This window comes from Sandarakinorhabdus limnophila DSM 17366, from assembly GCF_945882885.1.
GTDB classification, from domain to species: domain Bacteria; phylum Pseudomonadota; class Alphaproteobacteria; order Sphingomonadales; family Sphingomonadaceae; genus Sandarakinorhabdus; species Sandarakinorhabdus limnophila_A.
In genome coordinates this window covers 17,108-28,503 of the sequence record NZ_CAMCWT010000036.1, presented here as the reverse complement: position 1 = coordinate 28,503, position 11,396 = coordinate 17,108, and the positions used below count along the sequence as shown (strand labels likewise).

The window sequence follows — 11,396 nt, the reverse complement described above, 5'->3', positions numbered from 1 at the left end:
CCCGATCGATTGCGCCTGATCAAGATAGAACTGCATGCCCGGATGACGGGTGACGGCCAGCAGCATGTCGGCAAAACGCCCGCCGATGTGCGGGCGGATGGCTTCGAACTCCAACGGGCCACCCATGGTGGCGGTGGCCAGCTTGTCGGTGGAAATGGCGAAATGATTGGCCCAGAAATGCACCAGCCGTTCGGCAAAGGGCGCCGCGCTGGTGAGCGACAATGCTAGCCGCGCACCCACCTGGCTGCCATAGGCCTGGGCAAAGGCCTGGCGGCGCTCGCGCTGGGCCTGGTTGGCCATCGCTTCGGCTTTGGGGCCTTTGGGCGGTTCAGGATCGCCGGGGCGGCGGGCGCCGATCACGCCCCCTCCGATCAGACCTTGCCGGCGCAGCTGCGCCAGATTCTGCCGATATTGCAGGGTCATCGCCGCAGCATTGGGGAGGGCGGTGATCACGGTCGGGCGTGGATCAAATCGACCAAGTTGGCCCAGAAGCCAGCCGCGCGGATCGGCAGGCGCTGCATCGGCGGGGCGGGCGCCAAGGCCGAAGCGATTGAGGGCAATTGCAGCAAGGCTCATGCCATTTACAACGCGGCAGCGCGGCTTTTCCCTCGCACGAAAAAGGCCCGGCTGTTGCCAGCCGGGCCTTGATCATCTTGCAGCGTGAACGGTCTGCAACGGGTTGCGGGGCAAGTCCGTCCGTTGCAGACCACGCCGGTCTCAGGGATTGACCTGCCGCTTCATGAAACCGGGCACGTCATCATCGCTGGCCTGCGGCGGTTCCGGCTGCGGCGCCAGCGTGGCAGGCGGCGCTTCCGGGGCGCGCGGCTTGCGGCTCATGCCCATCATGCGTTCAAACAGGGTCAGCGGGCGATCTTCAGCCACCGGCTCCGGCGCCGGGGGCGGGTTCGCCGCCGGGCCAGCCACCGGCGCGACCGGCGTGAAGGTGAAGCTGGTTTCAATCCGTTCGCCCATCTCGGCCAGATCCATGGCGTCGTCTTCCACCGCTTCGGCGGGTTCGGGCTGCTTGCGATCGATGCCATCGAGCACGCGTGCCATGGCTTCCTCGCCCGCGGGCAAGTCAAGCGTCGGAGCCACGGGCGCTTCGTTCACCGGTTCCGGCTCCGGCTGCACTTCAGCCACCGGCTCCAGTTCCGGTTCCGGCTGGCTGATCGGCGGCGGCATGGTGAAGATGCTGGGCTGCGAAAGGAAGGCCGGTGCGGCCGCCTTCTTCTGCGGCGCCGGTACCGGCATCGGACGGCTGGCGGCATCGATGCCGGTGGCCACCACGCTCACCCGCATCAGGCCATCCAGATCCTTGTTGAAGGCGCTGCCCACGATGATGTTGGCTTCGGTATCGACCATGTCGCGGATGTAGGAAGCGGCTTCGTCCACTTCCATCAGCTTCAGATCGTCGCCGCCGGTGATGTTGATGATCACGCCCTTGGCGCCGCGCATGGAAACTTCATCGAGCAGCGGGTTGGCGATGGCCTTCTGCGCAGCCTCGATGGCACGGCCTTCGCCGCTGGCTTCGCCGGTGCCCATCATGGCCTTGCCCATCTCGCTCATCACGGTGCGGATGTCGGCGAAATCGAGGTTGATCAGGCCCGGCATGATCATCAGATCGGTGATGCCGCGCACGCCCTGATGCAGCACCTGGTCCGCCATCGCAAAGGCGTCCTTGAAGGTGGTGTTGGCGTTGGCGATCAGGAACAGATTCTGGTTGGGGATGATGATCAGCGTGTCGACATGCTTCTGCAGTTCGGCAATGCCTTCTTCCGCGGCGCGCATGCGCTTGGCGCCTTCAAAGCTGAACGGCTTGGTGACCACGCCAACCGTCAGAATCCCCTTCTCGCGCGCGGCGCGGGCCACGACTGGGGCTGCGCCCGTGCCGGTGCCGCCGCCCATGCCGGCGGCGATGAAGCACATGTGCGCGCCATCCAGCGCGGTTTCGAGCTGCTCAAGCGTTTCCTCGGCGGCAGCGCGGCCGATCTCCGGGCGGGCGCCGGCGCCCAGGCCCTGTGTGATCTTCATGCCAAGCTGGATGCGGGTGCCAGCCGGGCTCATGGCCAGCTGTTGGGCATCGGTGTTGGCGACCACGAACTCTACGCCCATCAGATCGGCGGCGATCATGTTGGCCACCGCATTGCAGCCGGCACCGCCGACACCAATGACAGCGATACGCGGCTTCAGTTCGGTCAGTTCTGGCTTGGCGAATTCCAGCATGTCGTGTCTCCCGAGGTCAAAAGCATACTAGATGATGTGCGAATCGCTGGGAAGTGACTTCACAGATTTCCCCACAGTTTTTCGATGACCCCCCCGAATCCGCGCCGAAGCGAGGGGGCTTCGCCCGACACTTGCGCATGCCAGACGTCGCCGGGGTCGCCTTGCGCAAACAGCACCAGGCCGGCCAGCGTCGCAAAGGCCGGGCCTTCCTGCGCCACTGGCAGGCCGTTCAGCCCGCGCGGGCGGCCGATGCGCACGTTGCAGCCCAGATAGGAGCCGGCATAATCGGCGATCGAGCGCAGATCGGAGCCGCCGCCGGTCAGCACGATCCGCCGTGCCTGCGGGCCGACAAAACCCAGCGATGACAGCGCCTTGCCAATCTCGCCGAACAATATGTCGAGCCGGGTGCGGATAACGCCCACCAATTGTGCGCGCGGCACCTTGCGGGCTTCCACGCTGCCATCCTCGACCGACGGCGGGATCAGCACCGGGTCGGACTGATCACGGATGGTGGCCACAGCCGCGCCATCAAAGGTCTTCAACCGTTCAGCAATGCTGCGCTTGGTGTCGAAGGCCGCCGCAATGTCGTCGGTGATGTCGGCGCTGCCCATGGGCACGGTGGCGACGCCCACGGCGATGCCGAACTTGTGCACGGCAATGCTGATCATGCCGGCGCCGATGTCGATCAGCGCCACGCCAATATCGCGCTCTTCCTCGTCCAGCACGGCGAGGCTGGCGGCCAGCGGGCTGGCAACCAGCATGGAAATGCCCAGGTGCGATTGCGCCACGGCGCGGGTGAAGTTCAGAATCGCCGGTGTGTCGGCAGTGACGACATGGATATCCATGCCCAGCCGATCGGCATGCAGGCCCAGCGGGCTTTCAACGCCGGGCAGGCCATCCAGCGTGTACAGCGCCGGCAAGGCATGCACCACGCTGCGCCCGCGCGGATCGATGGCGGCACGGCCGGCCTGGCGCAGCGTCACCATGTCGGTGGGGGTGATGCTGGCGCCAGCGATGTCGATCTCGGCACTGGCCATGCTACTGGCCATGTTGCCGGCGGCAAAGTTGGCCACAACACTGTCCATCTGCATGCCGGCCGCGCGTTCGGCCTGGTCAATGGCGCCACGGATCGCCATTTCGGCCTTGTCGAAATCTGTCACGGTGCCGCGCTTCAGGCCCATGCAGGGCTTTTGCCCGCTGCCGATGATCCGCGGCGGTCCGTCGCCACCCACCAGCGCAATCAAGGCCGATACTTTCGAGGTGCCGACATCAAGCACGGCGACCGGCCGTTCGGACTGGCTCCGGCCAAGGGGAGGAAGGGGAATACGGGGGGCCATATGTTCCTCAGATCTTTTGGGCCTGCGCGGCGGCGCGGCGCGCCTTTTCCGCTTCGGCCAATGTTTCGGCCACCGCAGGTCCCGCAACGATCATGCGGCCCGGCAACCGCAGATCGAACCGGGTGAAACGCCCGCCCAGCAACCGCTCCGGCCCCTGCCCATCCAACTTGGCAAATGTGGCCAGCGCCGCGCGGGCCTGGCCGGGCTGATCCGGCAGCGCCAGCGTCTCGCCACTCTTGAACCGCAAATCCCAGCGGCGGCCACCCACGAACACGGCGGCATTCACGTCACGGCCCAGCGGCGTTGCGGCGATCAGTTCCAGCGCGTCGCGCACGCGGGCATTGGCGCCGGCACCAACCAGGATCGGCAGATCGTTCCAGCGTTCCAGGCGCTCGCGGGTCAGCACCTTGCCGGTGATATCGATGGCGGCCAGGCGCTGGTGATACTGCCAAAGCGCGACGGGTTTGCGCTCCTTCACCTCGATCACCAGCGTATCGGGCAGGCGGCGCTGCACGCTGGCATCGGCCAGCCACGGCAGCGCGCGCAGCCGGTCGCGCACATCGTCCAGATCGGTGGCGAGCATGGCGTTGCTCGGGCCATTCAAGACGGCGGCATAGATCGCCAGCCGCTCCTGCTCACGGGCGCCGGTCAGTTCGACATGGCGCACTTCCCACCCTTGCGCGGCGGTCCATTCCACAAAGCCGTTCCAGATGCGCTGCGGCACGCCCACGGCGACCATCACCGCGATCGCAATCGCCAGTAACACCGCGCCCCCGACACCCAACTGCTGGCGGGTGATTTTCTGTGCGCCAGACAGGCGCGTCGGCCGATTCTGCGCGGCTCTTGGTGGCCTGGCGCCGCGTTTCAGAACGGCGGCAGTCATGGCTGGTCTCCCTTGCCGTGGTCGCGCCCGTGGCCGCGCCCAAAATCATGCAGGGCCATATCGATCAGGCGCTGCACCAGCTGTTCGTAACTGATGCCGCGATACTTTGCCTGCTCCGGCACCAGGCTCAAGGGCGTCATGCCCGGCTGGGTGTTGGTTTCCAGCAGGAACAGGCCCTTCAGACCCTGTGCCGGGTCCCAACGGAAATCGGAACGGCTGGTGCCCCGGCAGCCAAGCGCACGGTGGGCGGTCAGCGCATGGGCCAGGCAGGCGGCTTCCACATCGGCCGGCAGTTCGGCGGGGCAGATGTGCAGGGTCATGCCATCGGTATATTTGGCTTCGTAATCATAAAAGCCGCTGGAGGTCTGCAATTCGGTCACGGCCAGGGCTTCGTCGCCGATCACCGCCACGGTCAATTCCTTGCCGGCCACAAACGGCTCGGCCAGCAGCGTTTCGAATGCAGCCCAAGGCCCTGGCACGTCGCGGCGGATGGGATTGCCGTAATTGCTGCTATCCGTGACGATGGCGACGCCGACGGACGAGCCTTCGTTGACCGGCTTCAGCACATAAGGCCGGGCCAGCGGATCGCCGTCGAACAGGCTTTCGCTGGCGACGACCTTGCCCTGCGGCATCGGCACGCCGGCCGGCACCAGCACTTTCTTGGTGAGTTCCTTGTCGATGGCGATGGCCGAAGTGGTCAGCCCGCTGTGGGTGTAGCACAGGCCCAGCAGGTCCATCAGGCCTTGCACCGTTCCATCTTCGCCCGGCGTGCCGTGCAGCGCGTTGAACACCACGTCGGGCGCGGCTTCGATCAGGCGCTGCGCCACATCGCGGCCCATGTCGATTTCGGTCACGTCGTGGCCCAGGCTGCGGCAGGCCTGCGCGATGCCGCGGCCGGAAGTGAGGGACACCTCGCGCTCCGCCGACCAACCGCCCATGAGCACTGCCACTTTCATTGCACCCGCCCCACCCGCTGGATTTCCCATTCCAACGCCACACCGCTCGTGCGCAGCACATGGGCGCGCACCAGTTCGCCAAGTGCCTCGATATCGGCAGCGGTGGCGCGGTGGCTGTTGATCAGGAAATTCGAATGCTTCTCGCTCACTTCGGCGCCGCCAACGCGCAGCCCTCGGCAGCCGGCATTGTGCACCAGTTCCCAGGCCTTATGCGGCGCCGGATTCTTGAAGGTGGAACCGCCTGTGCGGGTGCGCAGCGGCTGGCTGGCTTCGCGGGCGGCGGCGATGCGATCCATCTCAGCCTGGATGGCGACCTTGTCGCCGGGTTGGCCCTTGAGACGCGCCGAAACGACGATCTCGCCGTCCTGCAGATTGCTGTGGCGATAGCTGTAATCCAGCGCCGACAGGGCGCGGGCTTCAATGCTGCCGTCGCGGGTAACCACCATGACGTCGACCAGTACATCGGCGACTTCACGGCCATAGGCACCGCCGTTCATCCGCACGAAGCCGCCCACCGTGCCGGGGATGCCGCGCAGGAATTCCAGGCCTGCCACGCCGGCATCGCGCGCGGCGCTGCTCACCGCAATGCCCGATGCGCCGCCGCCGCAAGTGAGCGTGTCGCCTTCTGCGCTGACCTTGCCGAAGGCCTTGCCCAACCGCACCACCACGCCCGGCACGCCGCCATCACGCACGATCAGGTTGCTGCCCAGCCCCAGCGCCATCACAGGCACATCGGCAGGCAGCGCCTTCAGGAAGCTGCGCAGATCATCGACATCGGACGGCTCGAACAGCCAGTCTGCCACGCCGCCCGCCTTGAACCAGACGAGCAGTGCCAGCGGCGCAGACGCCGTCAGCTTGCCGCGCGCGGCTGGCGGGGCGGCGAGGGCGGTCATCCCGCCTTCACTTTGCCAATCGCTTCGGCGAGGCCGGCCGCCCACTTGGTGATGTCGCCTGCGCCCAGGCAGATGACCTGATCGCCGGACTGCACCACGCCCGCCAGCTTCACCGCCAGATTGTCGGCGCCTGTCACCGTGTCGGCAATCGGATGCCCGGCCGCGACCAGCCCGGCGGCCAGGGCAGCGGCGTCCACGCCGTCGATCGGCGTTTCGCCGGCAGCATAGACTGGGGCGACATAGACCATGTCGGCATCGTTGAACGCGGCGCAGAAGTCCGCCATCAGATCGCGCAATCGCGTGAAACGGTGCGGCTGCACGACCGCAATCACGCGCCCGGTTGCGCCTTCGCGGGCGGCGGCGAGCACGGCGCGGATTTCCACCGGGTGGTGGCCATAATCATCGATGATGGTGGTGCCGGCGACCTCGCCGACCTTGGTGAAGCGGCGCTTCACGCCGCCAAAGCGGGCGAGGCCGGCGCGCAGGCCGGCATCATCCACGCCCAGTTCCAGCGCCACCGCGATGGCGGCGAGCGCATTCTGCACATTGTGGCGGCCGGGCATCGGCAGCACCAGATCGTCGATGCGGCGCTGGGATTCGAGTCCTTGGGCGCGCGTGCGCACCAGCACCGAAAAACGGTTGCCGCCCGGGACCGGCGTCACGTCCAGCCCGCGCACATCGGCAGTGGCGGCAAAGCCGTAGGTGATGATGCGCCGGTCCGACACGCGCGGGATCAGCGCCTGCACTTCCGGGTGATCGATGCAGAGGATCGCGGCGCCATAGAAAGGCACGGCGTGGACGAAGCGTTCGAAGCCCTGCTTCACCGCTTCGAAATTGCCCCAATGATCGAGATGTTCGGGATCAATGTTGGTGACGATGCCGAAGGTGCCGGTCAGCCGCAGGAAGCTGCCGTCGCTTTCATCAGCTTCCACCACCATCCAGTCCGACGCGCCAAGGCGGGCGTTGGAACCGATCGAATTGATGATGCCGCCATTAATCACGGTGGGGTCCAGCCCGCCGGCATCCAACAATGTTGCGACCATGGAAGTCGTGGTGGTCTTGCCGTGGGTGCCGGCAACCGCCACGCAGCTTTTCAGCCGCATCAGTTCGGCCAGCATCTCGGCCCGGCGCACCACCGGGATGCGCTTGGCACGCGCCGCCACCACTTCGGGATTGTCGGCCTTGATCGCGGTGGAGGTGACCAGCACTGCGGCATTGGCGACATTGTCCGCCTTCTGGCCGATGAAGACCTTGATGCCCTTCTTGCGCAGGCCTTCGACCACATAACCTTCGGCAGAATCGCTGCCCTGCACGTCAAAGCCCAGATTAGCCATCACCTCTGCAATGCCGGACATGCCGATGCCGCCGATGCCGACGAAGTGGATGACGCCGATATCGGTGCGAAAACCGGGGCGCAGGCTGAGATTTTCGGGAGCGGGGTTCATGCGATCAATCCGGTGGCAATGACAAGATTGGCCAGGCGTATCGCGGCCTCCGGATGACCGGCGGCGCGCGCTGCGGCAGCGGCTTCGCCCAAGCCCTTCCGGTCTGTCAGCCACCCCGTCAAGGCCTCTGCCAGTTGCTCTGGCGTAAAATCCTTTTGACGGATCATTTGCGCACCGCCGGCTGCCACCAGGGCGGCGGCATTGTCGGCCTGATGATCGTCGGTGGCGATCGGCAGCGGCACCAGAATGGACGGCCGGCCCATCATAGCGAGTTCCGCCACCGTCGACGCGCCTGACCGGGCGATGACGATATGGCTGGACGCCATTTCAGCGGGGAGGTCGGGGAAGTATGCGGCGATGGTCGGCTCGATCCCGGCATCGTGGTAAGCGGCCAGCATCTCCTCGCGATCCTCGTCGCGGCCCTGGTGGGTGATGTCCAGATTGGCGCGGACAGCGGCCGGCAGCAGGCGGACGGCAGCCGGCACAACCCGGTTCAGAACCGCCGCTCCCTGGCTGCCGCCGGTCACCAGAAGCTTCAAACGGGCAGCATTTTCGTCGAAGGGAATGTCGCGGGCCGCCAGCACTTCGGGGCGCACCGGGTTGCCAACGAAATGCGCGCGGCGCTGCCAACTGCCCTCCATGCGGCGTATCCTGCGGAAGCTGGTGGCGATCGCCCGCACCCGCGGCGCGAGATAGCGGTTGGTGCGGCCGAGCACGGCGTTCTGTTCGTGGATCAGGCAGGGCAGGTAGAGCGACAGGCCGGCGAGCAGGCCCGGCAGGGCGGGATAGCCGCCAAAACCAATGACGGCGCGGGGGCGCATCTCCTTGAAAAGCTTGCGTGCGGCGCTGCGGCCTTTCCAAATCGAGAGCGCCACCTGCGGCAGTGAGCGCCAGCCGCTGCGACCGGTCGAAGCCGCCTCCACCTTGGTCACCGGCACGCCCGGAAACAGCCCGGGGAAGCGCAAGCCGCGTTCATCCGTCACGAGATGAACCTTGTGGCCGCGCGCCATCAACTCCAGCGCCAGGCAATGCGCGGGCACCATATGGCCGCCGGTGCCGCCGGCGCACAGCACATAAGTGCCGCCGGGGCCGGGAGTCATCTGGCGGGGATTGTCCGTCATGCTGCGCGCAGGCTGCCGGGCGGCCGCGCCCAGGGCTGGCCCTTCAGGAAGGGATTGCAACGGGTTAACGCCAGCAGCAGGCCGGCACCAACACAGATGGCGAGGTATGAGGATCCGCCATGGCTGATGAAGGGCAGGGTCATGCCCTTGGACGGCAGCAGTGCCAGATTGACCATCATGTTGATCGCCGCCTGAAAGCCGAACTGCGCGGCCAGGCCAGCGGTGGCGAGGAACACGAACGGATCTTCCTCGTCCATCGCCACCAGCAGGGCGCGCACCACCAAGCCCATGAACAGGCCGGCCAGCATGAAGCAGGCGATCAAGCCGAACTCCTCACCGATCACCGAGAAGATATAGTCGGTCTGGGCTTCAGGCAGGCGGAACTTCATGCGGCCTTCGCCTGGCCCGGTGCCCAGCCATCCGCCGGCGCGAAAGCAATCGAGCGCCTTGTCGATCTGGAAGGTGTCGCCGGTGCCCAATATCCATTTGTCGATGCGGGCGGCGAAGTGATCGAGGGTGAAATAGGCCGCGACCAACCCGACGATGCCCAGCCCAGCCAGCGCGCCGACAATGGTGAGCGACAGGCCGGCCAGCATCGCCTGGGTGAGCCACACCGCCGAAATCAGCGCCGATTGGCCGACATCCGGCTGGGCGATCAGGTAGATTAGCGCCATGCCGAGCAGCCCTAGGCTGATCTGCATAGTGGGCAGACTGCGGTCTTCCACCTTAAGGCTGAGCAGCCAGGCTGTGGTGACGATGAAGCAGGGCTTGAAGAACTCTGACGGCTGGAACTGGAACCCTGGCAACTGGATCCAGCGCGCCGCGCCGTTGGCACCGCCGCCGATGAACGGCACCAGCAGCAGCGCGACCAGGCAGCCCAGTGTGCCAATGACCGCCAGCCGCTTTAGCAGGCGCATGTCCAGCATCGAGGTCGCCAGCATCAGCGGCAGGCCCAGCGCCACCCAACCCAACTGGCGATAGAGGAAATGGAGGTCGTCAAAGCGCAGCGCGGTGCCCGAAAGCCTGCGGGCAGCGGCCGGGGAAGCCGCCGCCACGGCAACGATGCCGGCGGCGACCAGCGCGAAGATGATGATCAGCAGCGTCTTGTCGATCGTCCAGAACCAGCGGCCAATGGTGGAGCGGTCTCCGCGCGTGAGCGCGGCGGCAAGCGTGCGATTGGTGCTGCGGCTGGCCATCTGGTCCCCCCTCAAAGTGCCGCGACCGCTGCCCGGAAGGCAGCGCCTCGGTCCTCGAAATCCTTGTATTGATCGAAACTGGCTGCAGCCGGGCTGAACAGCACGACGTCGCCCGGTTTCGCTGCGGCCAGCACATCGGCCATGGCCTGCGCCAGCGTGCCCGACTGGGTGACAGGCAGCTGGCCCTGCAATTGTTCGGCAAACTTCGGTGCCGCTTCGCCAATGAGATAGGCGCCCACGACACCCCCCAGATGCGGCAGGATTGCCGATAGATCGGCCTTGCCGTTTGTATCCAGCTTGGGCCGGCCACCAGCAATCCAGTGGATGCGCGGATAGGCGGTCAGCGCTGGGGCGGTGCTGTCGGCGTTGGTGGCCTTGCTGTCGTTCACCCAAAGCAGGCCGCGCTTTTCACCCATCGGTTCCATGCGGTGCGCCAGCGCCTGATAGGTGGCCAGGCCACGCGCGATCACGTTGTCGGCGATACCGAGCGCGCGCGCCGCCGCGATGGCGGCGCGCGCGTTTTCCAGGTTGTGCGGTCCTTTCAGCGCCGGCCAGTCGCTTTGCGGGGAGGGCAGCGACACATCCTCGATGAGCAGCACCGACCCTGAAGCCACCGACCACGTGGCCTGTGCGGCGCGGCCAACGATGGCGGTGCTGCCGGGCTTCTGCATGGCAAACAGCCGCGCCTTGGCACCGGCATAGCCGGCCATGGTGCCGTGCCGTTCCAGATGGTCGGGCGTAATGTTGGTGAGGATCGCGACGTCGCAGGCCAGGCTGTGGGTGATCTCCAGCTGATAGCTCGACAATTCCAGCACCCACACGCCGCCGGCGGGCAATGGCTCCTGTGCCATGATGGGCAGGCCGATGTTGCCGCCCATGGCTGCGGGGATGTCGGCAGTGCTGCACAGATGATGCAGCAGCGCGGTGGTGGTCGATTTGCCGTTGGTGCCGGTGATGCCAACAATGCGCGCGGCTGGCTGGCTGAGGGCAAACAGCTCGGTATCGCCAATCAGCGGCACGCCATAGCGGGCGGCGGTGGCGAAAATCGGTGCGGAGTGGGGCACACCGGGCGACACGACAAGAGCTGCGAGCACTGTCAGATCAGCTGTGTTCAGATCGACCAGCTCGCCCTCGTACGACGCCCGCGCCGCTTCGCCATCATCCCACGCCCACACTTCGCCGCCAGACGCGGCCAGCGCTGCGGCCACGGCGCGCCCCGTGCGGGCCAGGCCCAGCACGCCCCAGCTTTTGCCGGCAAAGGCGGGCGAGGTAATCACCGGTGCAGCGTCCTCCCCCCCCGTGCGCTACGGTTACGCAGCAGCACACGCAGTGCGGGGTATGC

At 66.5% G+C, this 11,396-nt stretch carries 10 protein-coding genes; all 10 read right to left on the bottom strand.

Features of this window, described 5'->3' with window-relative positions:
- The coding region (locus Q7O19_RS09210; protein WP_303810094.1) for a DUF1800 family protein at positions 1-576 on the bottom strand (576 nt) is incomplete at its 3' end.
- Positions 577-717: 141 nt separating this feature from the next.
- Positions 718-2,223: a cell division protein FtsZ gene (ftsZ, locus tag Q7O19_RS09205; RefSeq protein WP_303810092.1), complete on the bottom strand. Its 1,506-nt coding sequence runs from the start codon at positions 2,221-2,223 to the stop codon at positions 718-720.
- A 59-nt stretch (positions 2,224-2,282) separates the two neighbouring features.
- Complete coding sequence (gene ftsA, locus Q7O19_RS09200; RefSeq protein ID WP_303810091.1) at positions 2,283-3,560, bottom strand: cell division protein FtsA; 1,278 nt, start codon at positions 3,558-3,560, stop codon at positions 2,283-2,285.
- Positions 3,561-3,567: 7 nt separating this feature from the next.
- On the bottom strand, positions 3,568-4,443 hold the full coding sequence (locus Q7O19_RS09195; protein WP_303810090.1) for a cell division protein FtsQ/DivIB: 876 nt from the start codon (positions 4,441-4,443) through the stop codon (positions 3,568-3,570).
- Positions 4,440-5,399 (bottom strand): D-alanine--D-alanine ligase, encoded by a 960-nt coding sequence (locus Q7O19_RS09190; protein ID WP_303810088.1) that lies wholly within the window; start codon positions 5,397-5,399, stop codon positions 4,440-4,442. Before Q7O19_RS09190 ends, Q7O19_RS09195 begins: the two co-directional genes overlap by 4 nt.
- Positions 5,396-6,292, bottom strand: coding sequence for a UDP-N-acetylmuramate dehydrogenase (gene murB, locus Q7O19_RS09185; RefSeq protein ID WP_303810086.1), 897 nt, complete (start codon positions 6,290-6,292; stop codon positions 5,396-5,398). Before murB ends, Q7O19_RS09190 begins: the two co-directional genes overlap by 4 nt.
- Positions 6,289-7,737, bottom strand: coding sequence for a UDP-N-acetylmuramate--L-alanine ligase (murC, locus tag Q7O19_RS09180; protein ID WP_303810084.1), 1,449 nt, complete (start codon positions 7,735-7,737; stop codon positions 6,289-6,291). Before murC ends, murB begins: the two co-directional genes overlap by 4 nt.
- A complete protein-coding gene (murG, locus tag Q7O19_RS09175) occupies positions 7,734-8,858 on the bottom strand; it encodes an undecaprenyldiphospho-muramoylpentapeptide beta-N-acetylglucosaminyltransferase (RefSeq protein ID WP_303810081.1) in 1,125 nt (374 codons plus the stop codon). Before murG ends, murC begins: the two co-directional genes overlap by 4 nt.
- Positions 8,855-10,054, bottom strand: coding sequence for an FtsW/RodA/SpoVE family cell cycle protein (locus Q7O19_RS09170; protein WP_303810080.1), 1,200 nt, complete (start codon positions 10,052-10,054; stop codon positions 8,855-8,857). The genes murG and Q7O19_RS09170 overlap by 4 nt, the downstream gene beginning before the upstream one ends.
- An 11-nt stretch (positions 10,055-10,065) precedes the next feature.
- The gene (gene murD / locus Q7O19_RS09165) at positions 10,066-11,331 is read right to left on the bottom strand and encodes a UDP-N-acetylmuramoyl-L-alanine--D-glutamate ligase (RefSeq protein ID WP_303810079.1); all 1,266 of its coding nucleotides are present in this window, start codon (positions 11,329-11,331) and stop codon (positions 10,066-10,068) included.
- Positions 11,332-11,396 lie beyond the last annotated feature (65 nt).

Bases quoted from the DNA above. Each gene is read 5' to 3' on its own strand.
- ftsZ (WP_303810092.1), bottom strand. From the start codon at position 2,223: ATGCTGGAATTCGCCAAGCCAGAACTGACCGAACTGAAGCCGCGTATC.
- ftsA (WP_303810091.1), bottom strand. From the start codon at position 3,560: ATGGCCCCCCGTATTCCCCTTCCTCCCCTTGGCCGGAGCCAGTCCGAA.
- Q7O19_RS09195 (WP_303810090.1), bottom strand. From the start codon at position 4,443: ATGACTGCCGCCGTTCTGAAACGCGGCGCCAGGCCACCAAGAGCCGCG.
- Q7O19_RS09190 (WP_303810088.1), bottom strand. From the start codon at position 5,399: ATGAAAGTGGCAGTGCTCATGGGCGGTTGGTCGGCGGAGCGCGAGGTG.
- murB (WP_303810086.1), bottom strand. From the start codon at position 6,292: ATGACCGCCCTCGCCGCCCCGCCAGCCGCGCGCGGCAAGCTGACGGCG.
- murC (WP_303810084.1), bottom strand. From the start codon at position 7,737: ATGAACCCCGCTCCCGAAAATCTCAGCCTGCGCCCCGGTTTTCGCACC.
- murG (WP_303810081.1), bottom strand. From the start codon at position 8,858: ATGACGGACAATCCCCGCCAGATGACTCCCGGCCCCGGCGGCACTTAT.
- Q7O19_RS09170 (WP_303810080.1), bottom strand. From the start codon at position 10,054: ATGGCCAGCCGCAGCACCAATCGCACGCTTGCCGCCGCGCTCACGCGC.